The following is a 25117-nucleotide window of genomic DNA, read 5'->3' as shown; positions in this document are numbered from 1 at the left end:
GCTTCGACAGGCTCAGCGACCCACCCTGCGTAGAACGATCCGTCCTGTGTAGAGCGACCCACCCTGTGTAGAGCGACCCACCCTGCGTAGGATGCTGCCCGTGAGCGACGTACTCGACGACGGCCCCTTCTTCCACGGCACCAAGGCTGATCTGCGAGCGGGGGACCTGCTGACAGCGGGGTTCCCCTCGAACTACCGCGCCGAGATCGTGATGAACCACATCTACTTCACGGCGGTGGTCGACGGCGCGGGTCTCGCCGCTGAGCTCGCGCCGGGCGAGCGCGAACCGCGGGTCTACGAGGTCGAGGTGACGGGCGAGTTCGAGAACGACCCCAACGTCACCGACAAGAAGTTTCCCGGCAACCCGACCCGGTCGTACCGCAGCGCGGCGCCGCTGCGAGTGATCCGTGAGGTGCTCGACTGGACTCGCCTTGCGCCCGAGGCGCTCGCCGTGTGGCGGGAGCGCCTCGCGGCGATCCGCGACGATGAGCGCGGAGAGATCATCAACTGACCGGGCGGGCGCTCCAGCGGGCGAGAGCGGCGAGTGCACGATCGACGGCGACGAACACCAGACCCACGATGACGAGCGCCACCGTCAGCGCGGCGACCCACTGAGTGACCCCGAGAACGCCCAGCGCATCGACGTCCATGAACGGATACGGGTACCTCTGGCCGGGGGTGAACTCACCGCCGAGCGCCCCGTAGACGAAAGCCCACACCAGGTATGCGTAGGGGAGGAGCGTCCACAGGAGGGGATCGAACCAGCGGAAGGATCCCTTCGGCACGAAGAGGAGCCAGTCGACGATCATCAGCACGGGCGTGATGATGTGGATGAGGTTGTCGGTGAGGGAGAAGACGTCGGAGTCGCCGTCGGCGAAGCGCGTGGGCACCAGGACGATCAGGTAGATGAGCATCGTCACGGTGATCGCCATCATCACCGCACCGCTGACTCGCGCGCTCGGCGTGGAGGTGCCCGGCCGCCCGCCGTGCCGGAGATCGCGCGCGGTGCGGATGACGAGCAGCAGCATCCAGACCAGGCAGAGCAGGTTGCTGAGCATCGTGTAGAACAGCAGCGTGGTCCACGCGATCTGCCCGGTCAGGATGTCGGAGTGGCGCACGATGCCGGTCAGGATGACGCCGAGCGCGATCACGCGATAGACGAGTGCGATCGGTCGAGCGTTGATCGCGGCACGAGCGAACAGCGGCGCGCGCGGCGCCTCGGCGATGGGGTGGGCGGAAGCCGCGGACGGCGAAACAGCGGCTTTCGACATACTTCGAGGCTACGCGCCCTGGGATGGCATCTGCGCCGGATCAGCGACGTACAGGATCGGAATCCCGGTTTGAGAATCGCTCGAGCTCCTGCCTGGTCGGCGCAGCCTCCCAGTCGCCGGGCACGAGGCAGGCCATGGCGCCGCAGGCGTTGGCACGGTGCAGGGCGGCCTCGGTGTCGAGTCCCTCAAGCAGCGCACTGAGATACCCGCTGACGAATGCATCGCCCGCGCCCACCGTGTCGACGACCTCGATCGTGAAGCCCGCGGCCTCGACGACGGAGTCCGCCGTGATCACGGCAGCCCCCGCAGGGCCGAGCTTCACGACGGCCGTGGCGCAGCCGGCATCCCGGAGTCGCGCCGCAGCGTCGGCGACCGAGGCGCCCGGATACAGGATCGCGTACTCCTCCTCGCCGCCGAACACGATGTCCGACCGCTCGGCGAGTTCGCGCAGCACCGGCCCGGCGATCGATGCGGGAGCGAGGGCCGATCGGTAGTTGATGTCGAAGCTGACGACCACACCGGATGATCGCGCACGATCGATCGCCACGTGCAGAGCATCACGAGCGGTCGAGGACAGCAGCGGGGTGATGCCGGTGATGTGCAGCAGTGCCGCACCCTCCACCCACTCCGCCGGCACGTCCTGCGGGCTCAGTCGCGACCCCGCGGACCCGGCGCGGTAGTAGTGCACGGCTGTGGATGCGGCAGACGGTCGCTCCTTCACCATCAGGCCGGTCGCGGCATCCGGGTCGACGATCGCGTGCACCTCGACCCCGTCACCGCGGATCTCGCGCGCCACGCGCTCACCCAGAGAGTCGTCGCCGACGCGTCCGAGCCACGACACCGCCACGCCGAGCCGCGCGAGCCCGATCGCCACGTTGCTCTCGGCACCGCCGATGCCGAAAGCCAGCGAGGTCGCATGCCGCAGCGAGCCGATCTCGGTCGTGCGCACGAGCGCCATGGTCTCGCCGAGAGTGACGACCGACGGCATGCTCACGCGGAGTCCCGCGCGCACAGCGCGACGAACGCGGCTGCCCGCTCGCGCAGCGCGGCGAGATCGCCGCCGCTGAACGCGTCGCCGAGCAGCGGACCGCCCACGCTCACCGCGACTGCGCCGGCTTTCAGCCAGGCTTCTGCTCCGGCGAGATCGACGCCACCCGAGGGCAGCGCGACCAGGTCGGGGAACGGCCCGCGCAGATCCTTGAGGTACGAGGGTCCCACTTGCCCTGCGGGGAACACCTTGACTGCAGAGGCGCCCGCAGACCACGAGGCGAACAGCTCGGTCGGCGTGAGTCCGCCCGGGACGATCGGCACACCGGCATCCGTCGCCTGCGTGACGAACTCGGTCGACGTGATCGGCGTCACGATGTAGGCCGCGCCCACCTCGATCGCGCGTGCCAGGTCATCGGTGTTCGTGACGGTGCCGATGCCGAGGTCGATCGTGTCGCCGAACCGCGCGAGCAGGTTCGGGAAGTGCGCGAACGTGCCGGGGGTCGTGAGCGTCAGCTCGACGCTGCGGATGCCGGCATCGACGAGCACGTCGAGCACGGCGTCGTAGTCTTCGGCACGCTTCGCGCGGGCCACGACGATCAGGCGCGAGTCGACCGTGCGCTGCGGCAGGGCGAGCCGTCGGGTTTCACCAGTCATGGACGGTCCCGTCGAGCAGACGGTTCACCGGCAGATACGCCTTGGTGTACTCGTGGCCGGCCGCGGCATCCTCATCGAGGTCGACACCGAGTCCGGGCTTGTCGCCGGGGTGCAGGAATCCCTTGTCGAACGTGAAGGAGGTCTGGAACACCTCGAGCGTCTGCGCGTTGTGCGGCATGTACTCCTGGATGCCGAAGTTGTGGATCGCGAGGTCGAGGTGCAGGGCCGCGGCCATGCCGACCGGCGAGATGTCGGTCGGACCGTGGATGCCGGACTTGATGCCGTAGATCGCGGCGAAGTCGAGCAGCTTCTTCATGGCCGTGATGCCACCGGTGTGGGTGACGGCCGAGCGCACATAGTCGATCAGACGCTCGGTGATGAGGGTCTGATAGTCGAACACCGAGTTGAAGACCTCGCCGATCGCGAGCGGCGTGGTCGAGTGCTGGCGCACCAGGCGCAGCGCGGTCTGGTCTTCACCGGGGGTGCAGTCCTCGAGCCAGAACAGGTCGTAGGGCTCGATGTCCTTCGCGAAGCGCGCGGCCTCGATCGGCGACATCCGGTGGTGGCCGTCGTGCAGGATGCGCAGGTCGGTGCCGAAGTCCTCGCGGATCTTCGAGAAGATCCCGGGCATGTGGTTGAGGTAGTTGCGGGTGTCCCACGTCTCTTCACTGGGGCGATCACCCGAGCGCTTGGCGGGCTCGTAGTCGTACCGCACGCCGGGGCCGGTCGACGAGACGCCGTAGATCTGGCCGAGGCCGGGCACGCCGGTCTGCACGCGCACGGCGGTGTAACCGAGCTCTTCATAGCCGGTGATGGCGTTCTTGAGCGCCGCGTAGTCGGTGCCGGAGGCGTGGGCGTAGACGCGGACTCCCTCGCGGCTGGCGCCGCCGAGCAGCTGGTACAACGGCATCCCGGCCTTCTTGGCCTTGATGTCCCACAGCGCCATGTCGACCGCGGCGATCGCCGCCATCGTCACGGGGCCGCGTCGCCAGTACGGGCCGCGGTAGAGGTACTGCCAGGTGTCTTCGATCCGGTCTTCATCGCGGCCGACGAGCATCGAGGCGACGTGGTCGGAGAGGTACGAGGCGACGGCGAGCTCGCGCCCGTTCAGCGTGGCGTCACCCAGGCCGACGATGCCGTCGGAGGTCGTGATCTTGAGCGTGACGAAGTTGCGTCCGGGGCTGGTGATGTTGACGTCGACGATCTCGATGGTCATGTCGTTCTCCTGATGTGCGGGGGCGAGGTGTGGGGTGCGGACGTTCGGGCGTCCGCACCCCTGGTCGTGATGTGCGGGGCGATCAGATCGCGTCGCGGGGGTCCGTCAGGTCGCGGCCGGCGACCTCCGGCATCCAGATCGAGGCGATCAGCGCGCTCAGCGTGAAGATGAACAGCATGATGATGATCGGGATGAATGAGCCCGTGACGGCCGACACCCACGCGGCGGCGATGACGGGGCCTGCACCGGTCGCGATGATCGCGGCGATCTCGCGAGCCATGGCCGTGAACGTGTAGCGGTTGCGCGCACCGAACAGCTCGGGCAGCGTGAGGTTCTCGAGCGACGCGAAGCTCATCACCGCGAGGTTGTGCAGTACGACGTAGCCGATGAAGACCTGCACCGTGACACCGCTGCTGATCATGAGGATCGTCGGGATGATGATGATGAGCGCGACGATCGACCAGATCATGTACATGCGCTTGCGGCCGAAGCGGTCGCCGAGCCAGCCCGACAGTGGCACGGTGATGAAGGCGACGAGCGACGAGACGATCACGGCGTTGACGCCGATGGAGCGATCGAGCAGCAGCACGACGGTGATGTAGCTGATCAGGTAGGTCTGGATCATGCCCGAGTTGCCCGCCTGGCCGAAGCGCAGCAGCAGGGCGATCGAGAACGCCTTCCAGGGCTTGCGGTTCATCGCCTCGAGCGTGCGCACGTCGCCGGTCTCGGTGGCGAGCTGGATCGTCTCCTCGCGGGAGAGCGCCTTGCCGTCGACGACGTCGTCGCGCTCCTCGAAGACCGGGGTCTCCTTGAGGTTGAAGCGCACCCAGATCGCGAAGAGCATGATGATCGCGCTGCCGATGAACGGGATGCGCCAGGCCCAGTCGATGACTTCCTGCTCGCTGTACGCGACGAGGAGGATCGCCCAGATGCCGGACGCGAGCAGGGTTCCGCAGTTGGTGCCGAGCGCGACGAGCGAGGCGATGATGCCTCGACGCTTCGCCGGTGCGTACTCGGCGAGCATGACGCCGGCGCCCGAGATCTCGGCACCCGCACCGAAGCCCTGAGCGATGCGAAGCAGCACGAGCAGGATCGGTGCGAGCACGCCCACCTGGTTGTACGTCGGCAGGAAGCCGATGAGGGTGGTCGCGAGACCCATCAGGAGGATCGTGTAGAACAGCACCTTCGTGCGGCCGGTCTTGTCACCGAGGCGTGCGAAGAAGAACGCTCCGACGGGGCGGGCGACGTAGCCGACGCCGTAGGTGGCCATCGCGGCGACGACCGCGACTGCCGGGTTCTCGGACGAGAAGAACAGGTCGGCGAACACGAGAGCGGCTGCCAGCGAGTAGAGCTGGTAATCCATGAACTCGAGGGCCGTGCCGAGCCATCCGGAGATGGCGGCGCGAACGAGGTCGCGTACCGACCTCTTCGCTGTGGGGTCGGCGGCCGTGGCCGTCGTCTGCGGTTCTGACATGGGAGGTACTCCTTCGGACCAGGAACAGGTTGAGGTGTCGGGTGGGGTGTCGCTAGAGGGACAGCAGGACCTTCGCCGAGGCCGACGAGTCGCGAGCGAGTTCGAAGGCCTGCACGGCGTCGGATGCCGGGAGGACGTGAGAGATGACGGAGTCGAGGGCGTCGGACTCGGCCAGCAGGGCGACCGCGTCGTCGATCTCGGTGGAGAAGCGGAACGCGCCGCGGATCGTGAGCTCCTTGGCGAGCATCGGTGCGAGGTTCACTCCGATGTCGGCGTTGGGAAGCATCCCGACCTGCACGATCGAGCCGGCGCGGCGGGCTGCGCGCACGGCCTGGGTGAGCGCGACGCCGACGCCGGAGCACTCGAACACGACGTCGTAGGACTCGTTCTCGATCGTGTCGCGGCCGACGAGTGAGACCTCGGTCGCGCCGAGGGACGTCGCGCGGTCGAGGGGCTCTTCGCGCACGTCGCTGGCGCCCACGACCGATGCTCCGGCGTGGAGTGCCGCGGCGACGACGAGCAGGCCGATGGGTCCGGCTCCGATCACCAGCACCCGCTTGCCGGTGATGTCACCGGCGAGGCTCACGGCGTGGATCGCGACGGCGAGCGGCTCTGCGAGGGCTGCGCGCTCGAGCGGAAGGGATGCCGGCAGCACGCGGACCATGTGGTCTTCGACGATCAGCAGCTCGGATGCTCCGCCCTGGCGGTGCGGGTTCGCCGCGGCGCTGCCGAAGTAGTCGCCGCCGGGGCGCAGGTGCGGGTGGGCCTCGAGTCCGGTGACCTCGGGGCCGTAGCGTGCGGGATGCACGGTGACGGGCGTGCCGGGGGCCAGGCGACCCGACGGGTCGAGGTCGACGACGCCCGACAGCTCGTGGCCGGGGGTCAGGGGCTCGCGGATCGTGTACTCGCCGTTGGCACCGTGGAAGTAGTAGTGCAGGTCGGATCCGCAGATGCCGACGTAGTTCACGCGCAGGCGGACCTCGCCGTCGCCGGGGGTCGGAACCTCGCGGTCTTCCCAGCGGATGTCTTCTTTGCCGTGGATGGCGAGAGCCTTCATGGCTGCATCTCCTTCGTGCTGGTGAGTGATGATGTCGGGTTCTGCGATGCCGAGACGGCATCCGTGATCGCGGCGTCGACGCCCTGCCGACGGATGGTGTCGATCAGATCTCCGACTCGTGCGATGAAAGCATCCTCCGCCCCGAGCTCGGCCCCGAACAGGTGCAGTTCTGCGATCACGCGCTTCGCGAGCTCATGACCGTCACGGGCGGTGGCGGCGAGTCCGGCCAGGCGCTCACGGGAACCGTCGGTCATCGCGGCGGCGTGCAGGCCAGGGTCGAACCCGGGAAGCGGTGCGATGCACGAGAGGTAGCCGGCGACGGTCAGTGCGATCAGGTGCGGCATGTCGCCGCGGCCGAGCGCGAGAAGAGCGGGCTCGGGGATGCGCTGGCGCAGCTTGACCGAGCCGTCGGTGCCGACCTGGCTGGTGCGGTGGCCGAGGGCTGTGTTCTCCCAGCGCTCGAACAGCTCGGCTTCGTAGGCCCGGATGTCGACGCCGGAGGGCACCTCGATCGACGGCTCGTACTCGTCGTTCAGCACGGCACGCGCGGCCTTCGCGATGCCGTCGACGCGGATGGCCTCGGGGATCGTGCCGACGCCGGTCAGCGCGCCGAGGTAGGCGATCAGGGAGTGCGTGCCGTTGAGCAGGCGCACCTTCATCTGCTCGTAGAGCGCGACCTCGGTGGTGAAGACGGCACCGCCGGCCTCCCATGCCGGACGACCGGCAGCGAACGCGTCTTCGACGGCCCACATGGTGAACGGCTCGGCGGGCACGGGGATGTCGTCACGAGCGCCGAGCAGCGTGCTGACCCGGGTGCGGAGTTCCGGAGTCGTCGACGGGACGATGCGGTCGACCATGCTCGAGGGGAAGGTGACGCCGTGGTCGAGGAACGTCAGTGCATCCGCGCCCTCGGAGTCGGGGAGCTCCTGCAGGAACTCGCGCACGAGCTTGGCGGTGTGCTTGCCGTTGGCGGCGAGGTTGTCGCAGCTGAGGATCGAGATCGGTGCGCCCCCGGCGACGGCGCGAGCCTGCAGCCCGCGGGCGAGCTGGCCGATGGTCGAACGAGGTGCGCCGCCACGGAGGTCGGAGCGCACGGCGTCGTCATCGAGATCGAGGCGCTGGGTGGCCGGCGAGTAGCTGTAGCCGTTCTCGGTGACCGTGAGGGTGACGATGCGGATGCCGGAGTCGGCGATCTGCGCGACCACGCGCTCGGGGTGCTCGGCGCCGACGAAGGCGTCGGTGTGCACGCCGGGGATCGAGAGCGAGGTGGTGCCGGGGGCGATGGTCGCGACCGAGTAGAGCATGTCCTGCCCGTGCATCGCGTCGACGATCGAGCGCGAGCGGGATGCGACGCCGACGATGCCCCAGTCGCCTCCCGCGGCCTCGAGCGCTGCGGCGGTGTAGACCGCCTGGTGTGCGCGGTGGAAGCTGCCGAGTCCGAGGTGCAGGATGCCTGCGGCCGAGGGGGTGGCTCCGGGGGTGGCGCTCGCGGGGGTGGTGCGGCGCAGGACCGGTGTCTCGATGCTCACGCGTCGGCTCCTTCGCTCGGGCCGCGCACCCTGATGGGTGATCGGCGATGATCGTCCTGCAAACAGTGTGAATGAGTTGTACAAACTTGTCAAGCCATCTTTCATCCAGTGGCGGGACCGTAGGATGACGGGGAGGGCGGGAGCGGAACATGGCGGCGACACTGACGGATGTGGCACGGCACGCAGGCGTGTCGATCGCCACCGCGTCGCGCGCCTTCGGAGAGCCCGACCGCCTTGCACCCGGCACGCTCGGACGCGTTCTCGAAGCCGCGACCGAGCTGGGCTACGCCGCTCCGCAGGCTGCCACCGCGACCCGCACATTCGGGGTCGTCGTGCCCGATGTCGCGAACCCCGTCTACGCCACCCTGCTCAAGGCGATCCAGGGGCAGGCCTGGCACGGCCACCACCGCATCGTGCTGTTCGATGCCGATGAAGACCTGCGCCGCGAGCGAGAGCAGATCGAGCAGGCGCGCAAGCTCGACGGCATGCTGCTGTGCTCGCCGCGACTGCCCGACGAGGAGGTTCTCGCGCTCGTCGGAGATACCCCGTACGTGGTCGTCAACCGTCAGATCGACGGCGCTCCCTGCGTGCTCATGGACACCGAGAACGGGCCGGGTCAGGCCATCGAGCACCTCGCCGCCCTCGGCCACACCCACATCGCCTACGCCGCTGGTCCCCGTGGTTCGTGGGCCGACGTGCGCCGCGCAGACACGGTGGCCCGCGCGTGCGAGCGTCACGGCATCCGCCTCACCGGCCTCAGCCACCACGCCGCGTCGATCCAGGGTGGCCGAGCTGCCGCAGCCCCTGCCGCTGCGAGCGGTGCCACGGCCGTGATCGCCTACAACGACCTCGTCGCCCTCGGTCTCGAGGCGGGACTGCTCGAGCTCGGCAAACGCTGCCCCGCCGACATCAGCATCGTCGGCATCGACGACATCGACCTCGCGGGTGCGGTCACCCCGGCTCTCACGACGGTGCGGATGCCGATCGAGCGCAGCGGTGCGCTCGCCGTCGACCTGCTGCTGCAGGCGATGAACGGCACCGCGATCGACGACGTCGTGACGCTGGGGTCACAGCTGATCGTGCGCGCCTCGACCGCGGCTCCCGCCGCCTGACACTCGGCCACCGTGCCGGTCGTTGAGCGAGGACGACGAAGTCGACGGCGACGAAACGCGCTCCTCGATGCTTGAGGCCGCCTCCCGGTCGTGGCGCGTTTCGTCTCGCTGCTCCGCTGCTCGCTCAACGACCGGGTGCGACGCCGTATCCCGGTCGTTGAGCGAGGACGACGAAGTCGACCGAGACGAAACGTGCTCCTCGATGCTTAACGTCGACTCGCGCTCGTGGCGCGTTTCGTCTCGCTGCTCCGCTGCTCGCTCAACGACCGGGGATGAGGCGGCCTCGCGGTCGTGGCGCGTTTCGTCTCGCTGCTCCGCTGCTCGCTCAACGACCGGGGATGAGGCGGCCTCGCGGTCGTGGTGCGTTTCGTCTCGCTGCTCCGCTGCTCGCTCAACGACCGGGTGCGACGCCGCCTCCCGGTCGTTGAGCGAGGACGACGAAGTCGACCGAGACGAAACGCGCTCCTCGATGCTCGACGTCGCGACCGCTGAAGCACAGCCCGTCCAGCGGCAGCGGCCGCGGGCACCTCGAGCGTCACTACGCTGAAGATCACGCCCGCCGGAACATCGGCATACTGACGCACGCTGACGAAAGGTGACCGACCCATGTCGCAACCCCAGGAGCACACCCGCCAGCGAGTCGGAGACCGGGTGCCGAGGCGCTTCTGGGTGGGTGTGGTCCCGCTCGTCGTCTACATCCTGTTCGCCGCGGTGCTGGGCAACATCACCGGCTCTCTCGCTCCCGATGGTGATGTCACGGCGGAATTCGCGCTCAGCCATCTCATTCCGCTGCCGATCGCCATCGGTCTCGCACTGTGGTTCGTCTGGTGGGCGGGCTGGTGGCCTGACGTGTGGCGCAACACGTCGACGCTGCGCATGCAGCCTCGTCGCCTCTGGCTCATCGCGATCCCGGTGCTGCTGGTCGCGCTGCCGCTCGTGCAGCTGCCCGGTATTCCATGGGTGGAGCGCGGGTTCGGCACGGTCATGATCGTGCTCGTCGGGACGATCATGGTCGGCTTCGGCGAGGAGCTCGTGGTTCGCGGCATCCTGTTCGTCTCGCTGCGCGAACGGCACGGCGAACTCGTCACCCTGCTCGTGACCTCGCTGCTCTTCGGCGCCGCGCACACGGTCGGCAGCGTGTGGGCGGGCCTGCCTCCGGCGGCGATCGCCTTCCAGGTGGCGGCGCTCAGCATGACCGGCAGCCTCTATTACTGGGTGCGGCGGGTGACCGGTCGGCTCTGGGTGGGCATGGCGATCCATGCGCTCACGGACTTCACTCTCTATCTCGCCTCCGGTGAGGCGAGCGCCGCCGAGGCGATGTCGTCCAGCGATGACCTGGGACCGCTGACGCCGGTGCTGGTGACGATCCAGAGCCTTCTCGTCGCCCTCGCGATAGCCGGCGTGATCAGCGCGGCCCGCGAGGACCACCGCGCGCGCAAGGCGCGGAGTGTCGCAGCGGACCCGCAGGCGTGAGTCAGCGACGCATAATATCGGCATTATGTACATAAGTGATATTCTTGACGCATGATCACGATCACCCGCAGCGTGCCCTCGAAGGATCTGCGTGACAGTCTTGCCGATGTCCTCGGCGGGGTCGCCTATGGCTCGGAGCGCGTGGGCGTCACGCGCCACGGCAAGCTGACGGCCGTGGTGATCAGTGTCGATGATCTCGAGCTGCTCGAAGAACTCGAGGCGGCCCGAGACGCCGCCGAGTTCGCCGCCGCGCGAGCGACCGATGACGGTGAGCGTGTGTCGTTGGATGAGCTGCGCGCGGAAGTCGCGTGACGCGTTTTCGGATCGAGTTCACCACTGCCGCTGCCAGAGAGATCCGCAAGCTCGACCTGCAGATCCGCCGACGGATACTCGCCGGGGTGGCCGATCTCGAGCGCGACCCCCGTCCGCACGGATGCCGCAAGCTGGCCGGATACGACAACGCCTGGAGAATACGAGTCGGCGACTATCGAGTGCTCTACGAGGTCATCGACGAGCAGGTACTCGTGACAGTCGTCCGTGTCGCGCATCGACGCGCCGTGTACGACATCTGAGCACCGCGATCGGTACTCCACAGGTCTCAGCGGAGAATGCCCTTCTGGCGGGCCGCCGAGACCGCGGCGGTGCGCGAGCTGACGTCGAGCTTCGAGAAGATGTGTGCGAGATGCGACTTCACGGTCGTCTCGCTGACGAAGAGCTGTTCTGCCACCTCGCTGTTGGATCGTCCTGAGGCGACGAGCTCGAGCACCTCGATCTCGCGGATGCTGAGACTGACGCGGGGTGCGCGCATGCGATCCAGCAGTCGGGAGGCGATCACGGGCGCGAGCGCGCTCTCTCCGGCGGCCGCCGCGCGCACCGCGGCGGTCAGCTCGTGCGGCGGGGCGTCCTTCAGCAGGTAGCCGCTCGCACCGGCTTCGACGGCGCCGAGGATGTCGGCATCCGAGTCGTAGTTCGTGAGCACGAGCACGTAAGGCGGAGCCTCGAGCGCACGGATGCGTCGCGTCGCATCCACGCCGGTGGACTGGGACTGGGAACCGAACTGCAGGTCCATCAGCACCACATCGGGATTCTCGCGTTCGGCGCAGGCCACCGCCTCATCGGGGGTGCCTGCCTCGGCGACCACCTCGAGATCCGGTTCGAGACTGAACAGGGCCGTGAGACCGGCGCGGACGATGGGGTGGTCGTCGGCGATGACGAGGCGGATCATGCGAACTCCGTCAGGGGGAGTTCGACGGTGAGTGTCGTTCCCCGGCCCGACGCGGTGTCGATCTCGAGCCGTCCGCCCAACTGCTGCACCCGCTCGGCGGTGGCGCGCAGACCGAAGGAGTCGGACTTCTCGGCAGTCGCCGGTGCAGGGAGCTCCGCGTCGAATCCGGTTCCGTCATCGTCGACGGTGAAGCGCAGGCGGTCATTCTCGATGCCGATGGTGACGGTCGCCGTCGTCGCGTGAGCGTGCTGGATGACGTTGGCGATCGCACCCTGCGTGATGCGCAGCAGCGCCGTCTGCAGGTGCATGGGCAGGACGATCGTGTCGGACACCCGCACCTGCACGTCGAGCCCCTGGGTCGCCCACTGCGTGCGGGCCAGTCGACGCAGCGCCCCGCCGAGGGTCTGATCGTCGAGCTGGGGAGGGGTCAGCTCGCGGATGAACCGCCGCGCCTCGACGAGGTTCGCGGCAGCCGTCTCGCGGGCGAGTCGGATGTGCTCGATCCCCGGGCGGGTGGCATCGGCCCGTTCCGCGGCATGCAGCAGCATCTGGATGCTGGAGAGCCCTTGCGCGAGCGTGTCGTGGATCTCCCGGGCGAGCCGGGCGCGCTCTGCGAGGACGCCTGATTCATGCTCGCGCGCAGCGAGCTGTCCGCGGGTCGCGAGCAGCTCACGCACCAGCGCCTCGCGTTGCTGGGCCTCGTTCGCCAGAGCCTGGTAGCCGAGGCCGATCAGGAGGGCGACGCCGGCGCCGACGAACGGGCCGACGACGCCGCCGACGCTCCACCCGCCGTGGATGCCGAGTGCGCAGACCGCGATGATCGTCGCGGTGAGGATCGCGGCGGATCCCGCCCAGCGCCCGAGCAGGTGGAGGAACAGGAAGAACAGAGGGAACACGAGGTAGGCGGCATCGGCGCTGACCCAGAGCAGGCCCAGCCACTCCGCCGAAAGCAGCGCCAGCCAGATCAGCGACATCACCCGTCGTCCGTGCGAGAGACGAGCGAGCAGCACACCCGCCGCATATGTCGCGCCGACGATCAGCGCGAGGACGATCGCGGAGACGCTCGAATCCGACGGGTCGAGCGCGGCGCGGGCGATCACGACCCCCGTCAGGGCGAAGAAGAGAACGTGAAGGCCCGTCCGCAGACCCACGAACACCGGGGTCAGAGCGGTATGCGCCATGGATCGAACTCTACGCCGCCGCACCGCGCGCGGCATCGTCCGAAAGGACGATCGAGGCGTACTCATCCTGGGCGCGAAAGCCCGTCCCGGTGGCCGATGACCACGTCGACGTCGACGGCGAAAGTGGAATGGTCGCCGCATCGGAGACAGGAAAGGCTCATCATGTTCGTCGCGTTACGCGATCTTCGCTTCGCCAGAGGGCGATTCATCCTCATCGGCTCCGTCGTCGCCCTCATCACCCTTCTCGTCGGGTTCCTCAGCGGCCTGACGGGTGGCCTCGCCATCCAGAACGTCTCGGGTGTGCTCGCGCTCCCCGCAGACCGCATCGTGTTCTCTGCCCCCTCGGGGGGCGACGGGGCGGCCAGCTTCGCGGACTCCGCCATCACCGAGCAGCAGGCGAACGACTGGGCGGCGGCGACCGGTGTGACCGACGCCCGCCCCCTGGGCATCAGCCAGACGCGCGCCGAGACCGACGACACCCGTGCCGCGATCGCGGTGTTCGGCGTCGAGCCCGGCTTCGACGCCGGAGCGCCCTCGGGCGACGGCCAGCTGCGCCTGTCGGTGCCCGCCGCGGATGCGCTCGCTGTGAAGGTCGGCGAGCAGATCGAGATCGCCGGCGTCTCCTACGACGTCGAGACGATCGACGGGGATGCCTGGTACAGCCATACTCCGGTGGTGCAGATGACCCTGCAGGATTGGCAGGCGTACTCGGCATCCACCGGAAACCCCGACGCCTACGCCACGGTCCTCGCCGTCACGGGCGCCCCCGACTGGGATGCTGCGGATGCGGCGAACGACTCGATCTCGGAGACGACCCTCGGGTCGCTGACAGGGCTGAGCGCCTTCCGCTCCGAGATCGGATCGCTCCTCCTCATGGTGGCCATGCTCTTCGGAATCTCGGGACTCGTCATCGGGGCCTTCTTCACCGTGTGGACCATGCAGCGCAAAGGCGACGTCGCCGTCCTCAAGGCGCTCGGCGCGAGCACGCGATCGCTGATCCGCGACGCGCTGGGTCAGGCGCTGATCGTCCTGTTGGTGGGCATCGGCATCGGTCTGGGGCTCGTCACCGTGCTCGGCCTGCTCGCAGGAACCGCCCTTCCGTTCCTGCTGAGCCCCGTCACGACCCTCCTTCCGGGCGCCATCATGATCGCCCTCGGCCTCGCAGGCGCCGCCTTCGCCCTGCGATCCGTCACCTCCGCCGACCCCCTCACAGCACTCGGGAGCAACCGATGATCCGCCTGAACGACATCACCCTGACCTTTCCCGACGGTGACTCTCGGGTGACCGCTGTGGATGGCGTCTCTCTCACCGCCCACCCCGGAACCGTCACCGGCATCACGGGGCCGAGCGGCTCGGGAAAGTCGAGTCTGCTGGCCGTCGCCGGCACCCTTCTGCGTCCGGATTCCGGCGAGATCCTCATCGACGGCAATGACGTCACGGCACTCAGCCCGGCCGAGGCGACGCGCTTGAGGCGGGAGAGGATCGGGATCGTCTTCCAGCAGCCGAACCTCATCCCGTCATTGACGGCCCGGGAGCAGCTGAGCGTCATGAACGAGCTCGGGGCTCCGCGCAGTCGACGCCGTCGCGCCAGTGCGGCCGCTCGTGCGGATGAGCTGCTCGCCGCGGTCGGCCTCGCCGAGCACGGTCACAAGAGGCCGCACCAGCTCTCCGGCGGGCAGCGCCAGCGCGTCAACATCGCGCGTGCACTGATGAACGATCCGAGTGTGCTCCTGGTCGACGAGCCCACCAGCGCTCTCGATCAGGAACGCGGGGCCGCGATCATCGACCTCATCCTGCGTCTCACCGACGAGCGCAACACGTCGACGTTGCTCGTCACCCACGACCTCGTGCACCTGCCGCGCATGCACGGGGTGCTGCACCTCGTCGACGGTCGTGTCGTCGACGCCGCCGCTCCGCCGCGCGGAGGGCCGGCTAGTCGCCGGAGCTCTGTTTGAACTGCCGCTCCCAATCGCGCAGTTCGCTGCGACCGATGAGCGAATCGAGCGACACCTGGAACCGCAGTCCCTTGCGAGCATTGACCTGCTTGATGTTGTCGACGATCTGCGTGGTCACCGATGACAGCGCCTCACGCACCTCGGCGATGCGCTCGTCGGGGGCGTCCCACAGGTCGGGCCGAGTGAGCAGGTCGAGCAGGTAGTCGCGGTCGAGGGCGGCGACGAGGCGGGCGAGCTTGTCGGAGTACTCGGCATCGGCCAGCACGCTCTGGTCCTCGCCCGCTTTGGCATCGAGGCGGATGAACAGCTGCTCGACGTGCGAGGCGAGGGCGTCGATCCCTGCGGCGGTCTCGGCGGCGATAGCGCTGCCAGGCACCGCGGCGTAGTCGGCGCGGAGTTCGCGCAGGCGGTTCACTCGCAGGCGGATGCCGGCGGGCACCGGATCCGTCGACACCACCGGCTTGCGTCGGCGACGCCGCATGAGGAGGCCGAACGTGGTGAGGGCAGCCGCGATCACCACGACACCCCCGATGACCGCAGGCATCAGCGGGTCTGCGCCATCCGACCCTGAGCTTCCCCCGGCGAGGTCGGGGTCTCGCCCGAGATCTCCTGCACCGTCTCGACGAGAGCATCCTGCGTGCTCGGCGCCGATGACTCGTTCTCGTTCGCGATACGAAGCGCCACGTCGCTGTCGATCGCGGTCGAGGCTGCCTGAAGGTCATCACCCACGGCGACGATCACGGTCTCGTGGTCGCCCGCGGCGGTGAGCCGTTCGAGGATGTAGCTGCTGTATGGAGTGTTCTTGCCGGCAACCTCGGGGAGCACGACCACCGCGATCGAGCCATCGTCAGGAACGACTCCGGCGAGAGCGTCTGTGATCGCCTGGCCACCGCTCGCATCAGGGTCGACGTAGACGTTCTGCGTGGATATGCCCGAAACGGCATCTTCGAGCCACGGATTGTTCGACGCGGAGAGGTACGGCATCCCAGGCCTCAGAAGTTGTTGATCACGGATGCGAAGACCAGATCGATGCGTTCGGCATCGGACGCGTCGAAGAGCTGGCCGCCGGTCACATCCGCGATCCGCTGCAACGCCGAGGTGTCTGCACCCTCTCCATACGCGATCGGGAATATACGCACGGGCGCATCATCGCCGCCCTCCTTCGTGCTCTTGCCGATCTTCGCGATCAGCGAGTCGAGAGAGGTGCTCGAGTCGGTGTCTTCGCCATCCGACAGCACGACGATCGCGTTGATGCGTCCGGGCTCGGCCCGCTCGCTCATGGCCTCGTACGCGAGCAGGATCGAGTCATAGAGCGGCGTGCCGTTGCGCTGCGCGTAGCGCAGGTCGTCGAGCGAGGAGTCGAGCTTCTCGCCGTCGGAACCGAGCGCGGTCACATCGCGGAGGACCTGGATGCCGTCGCCCTCGTCGGAGGAGATGCCTGTGGTGAACGCCCAGACGCCGATCTCATCGGTCGAGCGGAAGTGATTCAGCGTCGACTGCGCGCCCTCGATGGCTCCGTCGAGACGAGAGCGACCGTCGCCGATCGGGTCGTCCATCGATCCCGAGATGTCGATGAGCTCGAGCACCGACGACGGTTTGCGCACCTGCGTCCACTGGTCGATCGCGGTGGAGATCACATCGACCTCCGGCTTCGGCAACGTCACGGCGGGCTGGGCGGGGTCGACACCGAACTTCGCGGTGAACAGATCGCCGAGCGGCACCGACTCATCGAGCGGGCGGAAGCCGTAGTCGGGAAGGATCTTCTGCGCGGCGGTCGTCTGCACGAACTCGGCGAATGCCTCACCGGCCGTGCGCTGTTCGGCGGTGATCCAGTCGGCGCCGAGCACCGTGATCGGGTTGTCCGACCACATCGAGCCGCCCTCGGGGTAGACCGCGACGAGCTTGGTCTTCGGCGGCGTCAGCGTCTCGCCAGGCTGCACCGTGTGCGAATCGGGGTTGCCCTGGTTGTAGTTGAGCAGCGAGGTCTCTTCCAGCGCGACTGCCGAGACGTAGGCCGACCCGTTCGAGCCGTTCTGTGTCTCGTCGTAGAGCGTCGAGAGCACGTTGCCGGTGGTGTCGCCGTAATGGATCACGCACTCCTCGAACACACGGGAGAAGTCGGCCGAGGCCTCGACGTCGGCCGAGGTGAGGCCCTCGGCCTTGCCGGTCGCCTCGTACGACTGCATCAGGATCGTCGAGAGCCCGGTGGTCGAGGTGTTCGGGTTGGTCTTCGAGATCTTGAACGCGCCCCAGATGTCCTTGCCGACACTGCCCCACCCGGCCGGGTCCTGGCAGAGGTTCTCGAGGTCGGTGATGCTGATGGGGGTGTTCGGCCAGCCGAGGGCTGTGGCCATCGGCTCGGGCATGCCGAACACGACGGGCGTGCGGGTGAACGATGTCGGTTCGCCGACGAGACTCGGCGATGCCGCGGCGGCGACCCGGTCGGTCCAGACGGTGGACGCCGGTGACCAGAGCGTCGGCCACAGCGACTGATCGTCGCTCGGCCAGTCCTCGCCAGAGGTCAGGAAGCGCGTCGCGTTGCCGGATGAGACATTGGTCGGGCGCACGGTCGCGCAGGTCTCGAGCCCCTCGTGCTCGGGCGAGTCCTTGAACGCCTTCGCCAGCTCGTCGAGCATGTTGACCTTCTCCGACGAGGTGGCGACGGTGATGTGCGTGCATCCGTCGTCGGGGAATGCGTCGGCGCCGTCGGGGTTCGTGCCGTCTTCGCCGCCGGCCGTGCAGGCGGAGAGTACGAGTGCCGCGATCGCCGCCATGGCGAGGACAGCGGGGATGCGTCGTGCGGTGCGAGGCGCGCTCATGCGCCCAGGCTATCGAGGTATGGCGTGCGCGATCACGTATCGGTCCGATCTTGTGACCCGCTCGATCCGGCGACCGGCTCGATCGCGCCGCGGAGTACGCTCGCCGTGTGGGGCGGATCACGACGAGGCGACCGGTACTGAAGCTCACTCTGGGCGAGAGCGCGACTCGTCGTGCCGACACGCTCGCCGTGGAGGAGCCGCTGGAGATCAGGGTCGCCGGTGCTCCGCTCGCCGTCACGATGCGCACTCCCGGGCATGACGTCGAGCTGGCGGCCGGGTTCCTCATCTCGGAGGGGATCATCGCGCAGACGGCGCACTTCCATTCGGCGATCCACTGCGGCGGCCCGGGCACCGGTGGGCAGGAGAACACGTACAACGTTCTCGACGTCAGCCTCGCGCACGGGGTGGCGCTGCCCGACCCCGATGCCGCACGACGCTTCTACACGACCAGCTCGTGCGGGGTCTGCGGCAAGGCGAGCATCGATGCCGTGCGCACCGTGTCGCAGCATCCGATCGCCGACGACGACATCCGGATCGAACCCGAGCAGATCGCATCGTTCCCCGACCGGCTGCGGGCCGAGCAGGCGGCGTTCGACAAGACCGGCGGCCTGCACGCCGCGGCGCTCTTCGACGCCGACACGGGTGAGATGCTCGTGCTGCGCGAAGACGTCGGACGCCACAACGCCGTCGACAAGGTGGTCGGCTGGGCGCTGCTGAACGATCGGCTGCCCCTGCGACGGCAGATTCTGCAGGTGTCGGGGCGCGCCAGCTTCGAGCTGGTGCAGAAGGCGGCGATGGCCGGCATCCCGATGCTGAGCGCGGTGTCTGCACCGTCATCCCTGGCCGCGGAGCTCGCCGACGAGTCGGGGGTGACGCTCGTCGGATTCGTCCGCGGGCGCTCCATGAACATCTACACGCATGCGCACCGGGTGTGGCTGGAAGCCGGAACAGTCGGTGCGGCCGAGCTCGCCGCGGAAGGAGCGAGCCATGCTCGATAGTCGGGGAACCTCCGGGACGGCCTTCGGACTCATGCCCGTCGAACCACGGCAGGGAGGGTACGGCCCGCGCACCGACCGAGCCTGGTCGCGTAAGCCCTACCGCCACCCGGCGGCGGGATGGGGTGCGGCCGTCTCGGTCGGACGAGTGGTGCTGCGCGAGAGCCAGCCGATCGCCGGACCGCTCGCGATGCTGCAGATGAACCACCCCGTCTCCGGCTACGACTGCCCCGGATGCGCCTGGCCCGACGATCTCGGCAACCTCAAGCTCGACATCTGCGAGAACGGCATCAAGCATGTGACGTGGGAGATGACGCGCAAGCGCGTCGACCGCCGATTCTTCGCCGAGCACACGGTCACCGAGCTTGCCACCTGGCCGGATTTCGACCTCGAGGATCAGGGGCGCCTGACCGAGCCGATGACCTACGACGCGGCCACCGATCACTATGTTCCGATCTCGTGGGATGACGCGTTCGCGCTGGTCGGTGACGAGCTGCAGAGCCTCGACAGCCCCGACGAAGCGGCCTTCTACACGTCGGGTCGACTCAGCAACGAGGCCACGTTCCTGTACCAGCTGATGGTGCGGGAGTACGGCACGAACAACCTGCCCGACTGCTCGAACATGTGTCACGAAGCATCGGGACGGGCGCTCAAGGCCTCGATCGCCACGGGCAAGGGCACGGTCGACATGCACGACTGGGACGACTGCGACGCCCTCTTCGTACTCGGCGTCAACGCGGCATCCAACGCTCCGCGCATGCTGACGGCGCTGGCGGATGCCGTGAAGCGCGGCGCCCAGGTGGTGCACGTCAATCCGCTCGTCGAGGCAGGAGCGACCCGCACGATCGTGCCGCACGATTTCGTCGACATGGCGCGCTTCACGGCGACGGGCACGAGCACGATGAACCTGCAGGTGCGCCCCGGTGGCGACCTCGCTCTGATCAGAGGCATGGCGAAGGTGGTGTTCGAAACTGCTGCCGACGATGCGTCGGTGCTCGACTCGGAGTTCCTCGGGACCCTGACCCAGGGCGTGGCTGAGTACCGCGCACTGGTCGAGGCGACGCCGTGGGCCGACCTGGTCACGCAGTCGGGTCTCACCGAGGAGCAGATCCGTGCGGCGGCCGCGGTCTATCTGGCATCGGAGCGCGCCATCATCAGCTGGTGTCTCGGCGTCAGCCAGCACGAGCATGGCGTCGACACCGTGCGCGAGATCGTCAATCTGCTCCTGCTCCGCGGCAACATCGGGCGCAAGGGCGCCGGCCCGTCACCCATCCGCGGTCACAGCAACGTGCAGGGCAATCGCACGTGCGGCATCGACCACCGGCCGACGGATGCCTGGCTCGATCGCCTCGCCGAGGTCTGCCGCATCGATCCGCCGCGGCATCCGGGTCTCGACACCGTGCGCACCATCGAGGCGATGCATGACGAGCGCGTGAAGGTGTTCATCGGCATGGGTGGCAACTTCGTGCTCGCCGCCCCCGACACTCCGTTCACCGCGCAGGGCCTCGAGAAGTGCCGACTGACCGTGCAGGTGAGCACCAAGCTCAACCGCAGTCACCTGGTGCACGGCGAGAAGGCGCTGATCCTGCCGTGCCTCGGTCGCACCGAGCGTGACCAGCAGGCGCAGGGGCCTCAGGGCGTCACGGTCGAGGATGCGATGAGCATGGTGCACCTCTCGATGGGGCGCAAGCAGCCGGCATCCGCGTATCTGAAATCGGAGCCCGCGATCATCGCGGGGCTGGCGAAGGCGACGCTGCCGCACACCGCGACTCCGTGGGACCGGTACGTCGGCGACTACGACACCATCCGCGACGTGATGGCGCAGGTGCTGCCGGGATTCGACGGGTTCAACGACCTGATCCGCGACAAGCACGGATTCCGCATTCCGCAGCCTGCCAGGGAACGGGTGTTCCAGACGCCGTCGGGCCGTGCGGAGTTCTCGCACGCGCCCCTGCCCGACGTCATTCCCGAATCGCACGACACTCTCGTGCTGCAGACGATGCGCTCGCACGACCAGTGGAACACGACGATCTACTCGAACGACGACCGCTACCGCGGGGTGAAGAACCTGCGCGAGCTCGTGTTCCTGCATGAAGAGGACATGCGCGATCGCGGCCTCGCCGAGGGCGACCTCGTCGACATCGTGTCGACCTCGAAAGACGGATCGACGCGGATGCTGCGCGCGTTCCGCGCCGTACCGTACGACCTGCCGCGCGGCAGCGCCGCGGGCTACATGCCCGAGATGAACGTGCTGATCGGCCGCAAGGACTTCAGCGCGCAGAGCGATCAGCCGCTGATGAAGAGCATCCAGGTGAGGGTTGCCCGCTCGGTGTCGTGAGTGCGGCTTCGGGGTGGCGCTGGCGCTACTGCGCCCGCACGAACGCCTCGGCAGCGGCGACCTGTTCGGGCGTCGGGCGGATGCCGGTGTAGAGCACGAACTGCTCGAGCGCCTGCAGGGTCGCGACCTCGGCCCCGGTGATGACGGTCTTGTCAGCCGCGCGCCCCGCCGCGATGAGCGGGGTCTCGGCGGGAAGAGCAACGACGTCGAACACGACGAATGCCGCGGCGATCTGCGCGGCCGAGAAAGACACGGTGTGCTCGTCGGCGCCGCCGGCCATGCCGATCGGGGTGATGTTGACGATCACGTCGGCGGTGACGGAATCCGCATCCGCCGTCCAGTCGAATCCGTAGAGGTCGGCGAGGCCGCGACCGCGCTCCTCGTTGCGCGCCGCGATCGTGACCCGTGAGAATCCGGCGTCGCGGAAGGCGGCGGCAGTCGCCTTCGCCATACCGCCGGAGCCGCGCAGGAGCACGGACGACGACGGATCGAGTGCGTTCCGCTCGATCAGCTGGGCGATCGCACTGTAATCCGTGTTGTACGCGGTGAGCACGCCGTCATCGTTCACGATCGTGTTGACCGAGTCGATCGCCGTCGCCGACGCGTCCATGTGGTCGACGAGTGCGATCACGTCTTCCTTGTAGGGCATCGAGACCGCGCATCCGCGGATCCCCAGACCGCGCACGCCCGCGATCGCCTGGGCGAGGTCGGTCGGCGCGAAGGCCTTGTAGATCCAGTTGAGGCCCAGTTCCTCGTAGAGGAAGTTGTGGAACCGCGTGCCGTTGTTGCTGGGGCGCGCCGACAGCGAGATGCACAGGGTCATGTCCTTGTTGAGCATGGTCACGGCTCCAGGCTACTCGGGTGCCGGGCGAGGCCCGCGACCTCAGAATCCTCTGGACCCCGTAGCGTGATCGACACCACTCCCATAGTGTGGGAGGTGCATGCACAGGGGATTGATCGTCTCCGTCTACCCCAGATGACGGGCTGCCTTCCCCAGAGGCGAAAAGACGATCCGGTGCATGCGATTGGGCCCTCTCGAGTGGTTCTGTCCCCAACGGGCCGCTCGAGAGGGCCGCTATCTTTGTGAGTCGCCGAAGATTTTCGACTTTTGTCCCCCAAATGGGGGACAAAAGGCTCGCGGAGGGGTTACGCTGGTATCTGACGCACCCTCCGGTCGTCTTCGGCCCTCATCGCTCCCCCCGCGGTGAGGGCCACACCATTTTCAGGGCGGTCGACGGCTCCGTAGCACGGTGTTGTGTGACGCGAGATGACCGCTCGTGCAACATTTGGGTTACGGGCTGCCCCTGCCTCTTCCGCTCTGCGCGTGCTCCACTAGCGTGGGTCTCGTCGGTGCATCCCTGCGTCGGCTTCTTTTCCAGCAGCAGAACAGGCAGTACATGAGCACCCAGGGCACGGTTAAGTGGTTCAACTCGGAGAAGGGCTTCGGCTTCATCTCCCCCGACGACGGCGGCGCTGACGTTTTCGCGCACTACTCCGCCATCGAAGCATCCGGCTACCGGTCTCTCGAAGAGAACCAGCGAGTCGAGTTCGACGTGGCGCAGGGCCCCAAGGGCCTGCAGGCTGAGAACATCCGTCCGGTCTGACCGGACGTAAACAGAACTCCCTGACCGGGAGGTCCGCTCGATGAGCGACCTTCCGGCAGGGAGTTCTGTGTCTCAGGAGAGAAGCAGCGCGCGCAGCGCGAGCACCGCGATGGGCGGAGGAATCCGTGATTGGCGGCCGATCGGAGTGAGATTCTCCGCCCGACGGGGAGTTCTCCGCCCGACGCGGTGAGCGACGATGCGGACGATCACGCCATCGGGCGCGGTGACACGTCTCAGGAGAGAAGCAGTGCGCGCAGCTCGTCGACGGATGCCGCGCGCATCGCCGCCTCGTCGCCCTCGTCGGGGTTGCTGAAACCCCACTCGACGAAGATCACCGGAACATCGTTCGCGTTTCCGCCGGCCACGTCATGGTGGCGGTCGCCGATGAGCACGGGGCGGGAGATGTCGGCGCCGCGGTCGGCCAGGCGGCGAAGCGCCTCCGCCACGATGTCGGTCTTCGAGGCCAGCGTGGACTCGTCGGGTGTCGCGCCGACAGTGGTGAGGAAATACGGGCGCAGTTCGAAGAAGTCGACCAGTGCGTCGACCTGGATCTCGGGCTTGGAGCTCGCCGTGGCCTGCGGCACGCCGGCATCGTGCAGGTCGCGGATGACCTCTGCGACTCCGGGGTAGGTCTTGACGTCGGTGGTGTAGCCGTCGGCCTTGCCCAGGGTGCGGTAGAACGAGACCGCCTCGGCGGACTGCTCGGGTGTCATGCCCGCCTGGGCCTGGAAAGACTGGAACATCGGCGGCCCGATCCAGTGCACCAGCTCGTCACGCGTGGGGGCGGGGTGGCCGAAGTGGGTGAGTGCCACGTTCAGTCGGCGGAGGATGCCGACCGAGGCGTCGACGATCGTGCCGTCGACGTCCCACAGCACGCAGGAGTAGGGGGAAGAAGCCATGCCTTCCAGCCTATGGGCTGTGCGCGATGCCTGAGACGGCGGTGGACATCCGTGCAGTCGACGCTGCTTCTCGGCTCAGAAGAGTCGCGGGATGCCGGACTCGATGCCCTTCATGTCGTCGTAGTCGAGCACGAGGCAGCGGATGCCGCGGTCCTCGGCCAGCACGCGTGCCTGGGGCTTGATCTCCTGGGCAGCGAACACCCCCTGCACCGGAGCGAGGTGGGGGTCGCGTCCCAGCAGCTCGAGATAGCGGGTGAGCTGCTCGACTCCGTCGATGTCGCCGCGACGCTTGATCTCGACTGCGATGGCCGCGCCCTCGGCATCCCGGACCAGCAGGTCGACGGGTCCGATCGCCGTCGGGAACTCGCGACGCACCAGGGTCGCCCCGTCGGATATGCGGTCGACCTGCTCGGCGAGCAGACGCTGGAGGTCGGCTTCGACGCCGTCCTTCTGGAGACCAGGGTCTATGCCGAGGTCATGGTTCGTGTCGTGGAGGATCTCGTAGATCTGCACACGCAGCGCGTCGCCGGTCTTCTTGTGCGTGACCCGCCACACATCGATCACCCCGGCGCTCGCCTCTTCCTCACCGGGTTGCTCGGTGGCGAGCGTGCACGGAGGGCTCATCCAGTTCAGCGGCTTGTAGCTGCCGCCGTCGGAGTGCACGAGCAGACTCCCGTCGCCCTTGTGCACGAGAAGACGTGTGGCGAGCGGGAGGTGAGCATTGAGCCGCCCGGTGTAATCCACGGAGCAGCGGGCGATGACGAGACGCACCCGTCGAGCCTACTTCGTCGGGTGGGGTGCTTCTGCGGGGGTGGGTCTCCGCACCGGTGTTTCCACAACTGCCGGGGTCTGAATGCACCGCCCCGGTTCCGGCGGACTGGATCCTGACATTCTGGGCGCACAGGTCGAAGATGAGGAGATGGTGGTGTCGATCGAACTCGTGACGATGGTCGTGGCAGTCGCGTCCACGCTCCTGGGACTTGCGGCGGGGTTCGGGTGGATCATTACTCGCATGGATGCGCGGTTCGTGAGCTTCGAGCAGCGGATGGATGCGCGGTTCGAGAAGGTCGAGCAGCGGATGGATGCGCGGTTCGAGAAGGTCGAGCAGCGGATGGATGCGCGGTTCGAGAAGGTCGAGCAGCGGATGGATGCGCGGTTCGAGAGGGCCGAGCAGCGGATGGATGCGCGGTTCGAGAAGGTCGACGCGAGATTCGATCGTCTGGAGACGGACATCGCGGCGGTGGACTCAGTGCTCGGCGAAGTGAAGGTCGCGATCGCGCGACTCGAGGGTCCCGTGCCGCGCCTTCTGGTCTCGCGGTGACGAT

The 25117-nt window shown here is 67.9% G+C and carries 26 protein-coding genes; 11 read left to right on the top strand and 15 right to left on the bottom strand.

Annotated elements, in window-relative coordinates; all coding sequences use genetic code 11:
* The first annotated feature begins 100 nt into the window (after positions 1-100).
* Positions 101-511 (top strand): NAD(+)--rifampin ADP-ribosyltransferase, encoded by a 411-nt coding sequence (gene arr, locus ACZZZN_RS15305; RefSeq protein WP_463506001.1) that lies wholly within the window; start codon positions 101-103, stop codon positions 509-511.
* On the opposite strand, the gene ACZZZN_RS15300 is transcribed toward arr, so the two are convergent.
* The 7 genes from ACZZZN_RS15300 to ACZZZN_RS15270 form a co-directional block, all read right to left on the bottom strand.
* The gene (locus ACZZZN_RS15300) at positions 504-1271 is read right to left on the bottom strand and encodes a Pr6Pr family membrane protein (protein ID WP_463506000.1); all 768 of its coding nucleotides are present in this window, start codon (positions 1269-1271) and stop codon (positions 504-506) included. The genes arr and ACZZZN_RS15300 overlap by 8 nt on opposite strands.
* Positions 1272-1311: 40 nt before the next feature.
* Positions 1312-2259 carry a sugar kinase gene (locus ACZZZN_RS15295; protein WP_463506605.1) on the bottom strand — a complete coding sequence of 316 codons (948 nt, stop codon included), beginning with the start codon at positions 2257-2259 and terminating at the stop codon, positions 1312-1314.
* 2 nt (positions 2260-2261) lie between these two features.
* The gene (locus ACZZZN_RS15290) at positions 2262-2915 is read right to left on the bottom strand and encodes a bifunctional 4-hydroxy-2-oxoglutarate aldolase/2-dehydro-3-deoxy-phosphogluconate aldolase (protein ID WP_463505999.1); all 654 of its coding nucleotides are present in this window, start codon (positions 2913-2915) and stop codon (positions 2262-2264) included.
* A complete protein-coding gene (gene manD / locus ACZZZN_RS15285; protein ID WP_463505998.1) occupies positions 2905-4131 on the bottom strand; it encodes a D-mannonate dehydratase ManD in 1227 nt (408 codons plus the stop codon). The genes ACZZZN_RS15290 and manD overlap by 11 nt, the downstream gene beginning before the upstream one ends.
* 82 nt (positions 4132-4213) lie before the next feature.
* Positions 4214-5605 carry an MFS transporter gene (locus ACZZZN_RS15280; protein WP_463505997.1) on the bottom strand — a complete coding sequence of 464 codons (1392 nt, stop codon included), beginning with the start codon at positions 5603-5605 and terminating at the stop codon, positions 4214-4216.
* A gap of 52 nt (positions 5606-5657) precedes the next feature.
* Positions 5658-6662, bottom strand: a complete 1005-nt coding sequence (locus tag ACZZZN_RS15275; RefSeq protein ID WP_463505996.1) for an L-idonate 5-dehydrogenase — start codon at positions 6660-6662, stop codon at positions 5658-5660.
* On the bottom strand, positions 6659-8191 hold the full coding sequence (locus tag ACZZZN_RS15270; RefSeq protein WP_463505995.1) for a mannitol dehydrogenase family protein: 1533 nt from the start codon (positions 8189-8191) through the stop codon (positions 6659-6661). Before ACZZZN_RS15270 ends, ACZZZN_RS15275 begins: the two co-directional genes overlap by 4 nt.
* A 149-nt stretch (positions 8192-8340) precedes the next feature.
* Between ACZZZN_RS15270 and ACZZZN_RS15265 the strand changes: the two genes are divergently transcribed.
* The 4 genes from ACZZZN_RS15265 (at position 8341) to ACZZZN_RS15250 (ending at position 11348) form a co-directional block, all read left to right on the top strand.
* A complete protein-coding gene (locus ACZZZN_RS15265) occupies positions 8341-9303 on the top strand; it encodes a LacI family DNA-binding transcriptional regulator (RefSeq protein ID WP_463505994.1) in 963 nt (320 codons plus the stop codon).
* 606 nt (positions 9304-9909) lie between these two features.
* Entirely contained in the window at positions 9910-10776 is an 867-nt protein-coding gene (locus ACZZZN_RS15260) for a lysostaphin resistance A-like protein (protein WP_463505993.1), read from the top strand.
* A 51-nt stretch (positions 10777-10827) separates the two neighbouring features.
* Positions 10828-11088: a type II toxin-antitoxin system prevent-host-death family antitoxin gene (locus ACZZZN_RS15255; protein WP_463505992.1), complete on the top strand. Its 261-nt coding sequence runs from the start codon at positions 10828-10830 to the stop codon at positions 11086-11088.
* Positions 11085-11348, top strand: coding sequence for a type II toxin-antitoxin system RelE family toxin (locus ACZZZN_RS15250; protein ID WP_463505991.1), 264 nt, complete (start codon positions 11085-11087; stop codon positions 11346-11348). The genes ACZZZN_RS15255 and ACZZZN_RS15250 overlap by 4 nt, the downstream gene beginning before the upstream one ends.
* 26 nt (positions 11349-11374) lie before the next feature.
* On the opposite strand, the gene ACZZZN_RS15245 is transcribed toward ACZZZN_RS15250, so the two are convergent.
* Both ACZZZN_RS15245 and ACZZZN_RS15240 read right to left on the bottom strand, forming a co-directional pair.
* On the bottom strand, positions 11375-12001 hold the full coding sequence (locus ACZZZN_RS15245) for a response regulator transcription factor (RefSeq protein ID WP_463505990.1): 627 nt from the start codon (positions 11999-12001) through the stop codon (positions 11375-11377).
* The gene (locus tag ACZZZN_RS15240) at positions 11998-13182 is read right to left on the bottom strand and encodes a sensor histidine kinase (protein ID WP_463505989.1); all 1185 of its coding nucleotides are present in this window, start codon (positions 13180-13182) and stop codon (positions 11998-12000) included. The genes ACZZZN_RS15245 and ACZZZN_RS15240 overlap by 4 nt, the downstream gene beginning before the upstream one ends.
* Before the next feature lie 162 nt (positions 13183-13344).
* Between ACZZZN_RS15240 and ACZZZN_RS15235 the strand changes: the two genes are divergently transcribed.
* Entirely contained in the window at positions 13345-14415 is a 1071-nt protein-coding gene (locus tag ACZZZN_RS15235; protein ID WP_463505988.1) for an FtsX-like permease family protein, read from the top strand.
* A complete protein-coding gene (locus ACZZZN_RS15230; RefSeq protein WP_463505987.1) occupies positions 14412-15137 on the top strand; it encodes an ABC transporter ATP-binding protein in 726 nt (241 codons plus the stop codon). Before ACZZZN_RS15235 ends, ACZZZN_RS15230 begins: the two co-directional genes overlap by 4 nt.
* Here the strand turns inward: ACZZZN_RS15230 and ACZZZN_RS15225 are convergent.
* From ACZZZN_RS15225 to ACZZZN_RS15215, 3 genes are read right to left on the bottom strand one after another with little or no spacing between them, the layout of a single operon-like run.
* A complete protein-coding gene (locus tag ACZZZN_RS15225; RefSeq protein WP_463505986.1) occupies positions 15115-15681 on the bottom strand; it encodes a hypothetical protein in 567 nt (188 codons plus the stop codon). The two genes, ACZZZN_RS15230 and ACZZZN_RS15225, sit on opposite strands and share 23 nt — an antisense overlap.
* Entirely contained in the window at positions 15681-16121 is a 441-nt protein-coding gene (locus tag ACZZZN_RS15220) for a hypothetical protein (RefSeq protein WP_463505985.1), read from the bottom strand. Before ACZZZN_RS15220 ends, ACZZZN_RS15225 begins: the two co-directional genes overlap by 1 nt.
* 8 nt (positions 16122-16129) lie before the next feature.
* Complete coding sequence (locus ACZZZN_RS15215; protein ID WP_463505984.1) at positions 16130-17956, bottom strand: substrate-binding and vWA domain-containing protein; 1827 nt, start codon at positions 17954-17956, stop codon at positions 16130-16132.
* Positions 17957-18063: 107 nt separating this feature from the next.
* On the opposite strand from ACZZZN_RS15215, the gene fdhD reads away from it, so the two are divergent.
* Together fdhD and ACZZZN_RS15205 are read left to right on the top strand one after the other, a co-directional pair.
* Positions 18064-18954, top strand: coding sequence for a formate dehydrogenase accessory sulfurtransferase FdhD (gene fdhD, locus ACZZZN_RS15210; protein ID WP_463505983.1), 891 nt, complete (start codon positions 18064-18066; stop codon positions 18952-18954).
* Positions 18944-21289, top strand: coding sequence for an FdhF/YdeP family oxidoreductase (locus tag ACZZZN_RS15205; RefSeq protein WP_463505982.1), 2346 nt, complete (start codon positions 18944-18946; stop codon positions 21287-21289). Before fdhD ends, ACZZZN_RS15205 begins: the two co-directional genes overlap by 11 nt.
* Before the next feature lie 25 nt (positions 21290-21314).
* On the opposite strand, the gene ACZZZN_RS15200 is transcribed toward ACZZZN_RS15205, so the two are convergent.
* Positions 21315-22133 (bottom strand): shikimate 5-dehydrogenase, encoded by an 819-nt coding sequence (locus tag ACZZZN_RS15200; RefSeq protein ID WP_463505981.1) that lies wholly within the window; start codon positions 22131-22133, stop codon positions 21315-21317.
* 553 nt (positions 22134-22686) lie between these two features.
* Between ACZZZN_RS15200 and ACZZZN_RS15195 the strand changes: the two genes are divergently transcribed.
* On the top strand, positions 22687-22893 hold the full coding sequence (locus ACZZZN_RS15195; protein ID WP_463505980.1) for a cold-shock protein: 207 nt from the start codon (positions 22687-22689) through the stop codon (positions 22891-22893).
* A 233-nt stretch (positions 22894-23126) separates the two neighbouring features.
* On the opposite strand, the gene ACZZZN_RS15190 is transcribed toward ACZZZN_RS15195, so the two are convergent.
* Both ACZZZN_RS15190 and nucS read right to left on the bottom strand, forming a co-directional pair.
* Positions 23127-23792, bottom strand: a complete 666-nt coding sequence (locus tag ACZZZN_RS15190) for an HAD hydrolase-like protein (RefSeq protein WP_463505979.1) — start codon at positions 23790-23792, stop codon at positions 23127-23129.
* Positions 23793-23867: 75 nt separating this feature from the next.
* A complete protein-coding gene (gene nucS / locus ACZZZN_RS15185) occupies positions 23868-24563 on the bottom strand; it encodes an endonuclease NucS (RefSeq protein WP_463505978.1) in 696 nt (231 codons plus the stop codon).
* 148 nt (positions 24564-24711) lie between these two features.
* Here nucS and ACZZZN_RS15180 point away from each other — a divergent pair, with 148 nt between their 5' ends.
* Positions 24712-25113, top strand: coding sequence for a response regulator (locus tag ACZZZN_RS15180; protein ID WP_463506604.1), 402 nt, complete (start codon positions 24712-24714; stop codon positions 25111-25113).
* Positions 25114-25117 lie beyond the last annotated feature (4 nt).

Source organism: Microbacterium sp. AC145 (genome assembly GCF_979258505.1).
Note: the sequence above shows the minus strand (reverse complement) of the source record. Positions and strands in the feature narration are given on the sequence as shown.